Annotated in this window: 1 pseudogene; it reads left to right on the top strand. The window is 79.6% G+C overall.

Features of this window, described 5'->3' with window-relative positions:
* Positions 1-496, top strand: a pseudogene (locus tag FOE67_RS27870) (hypothetical protein); the annotation flags it as partial.
* Positions 497-594: the final 98 nt, after the last annotated feature.

Below are 594 nucleotides of genomic sequence, written 5' to 3'. Positions count from 1 at the left end.
GGCCGAGCACCCCGATCAGTCGCTCCCCCGGCCGGTGGAGCGACTGATCGGGGTGCTCGGCCGGTCCCGGTTCGAGGCCGCCCTGGCCGGGAGCCGGGACCCGGTGATGATCCGCTCCTTCGGGATCATGCTGGGCGCCGAGGGCGACCTGGCCGCCGGCGAGCACTGGCTGCGCCGCGCGATGGCGTTGGGTGACGAGCGGGCGGCGACCGCCCTGGGGATGCTGCTGCAGATGGCCGGACGCGACGATCCCGCCGTCCCCGACCTGTTGCGCCCCGCCGCCGACGCCGGCGACCCGCAGGCCCTGTTGGCGCTGGCCGTGCACCACCTGCTGCGCGGGGAGCGCGAGGAGGGGGCGCGCCGCATGGTGGCGGCGGCCGGGGCCGGTCACCCGCAGGCGGTGGCCCTGCTCGCCCGGTCCGCCGGGGCGGACCGGGCGCCCGGGGCCGGCGAGGCGCCCGGTCCGGAGGACTCCCCCGGGTCGCCCCGTTCCTGACCCGGGCGCCCCCGGGGGCGCCCGTCCGGCTCACGGACCCGGCGGCAGCGAGTGGCCGATCTCCAGGATCTCGTCGACGGGCCGGCGCGGGGTGGGAG

The sequence above is a fragment of the Streptomyces calidiresistens genome, assembly GCF_014141525.1.
Lineage (GTDB): Bacteria > Actinomycetota > Actinomycetes > Streptomycetales > Streptomycetaceae > Streptomyces > Streptomyces calidiresistens.
Note: the sequence above shows the minus strand (reverse complement) of the source record. Positions and strands in the feature narration are given on the sequence as shown.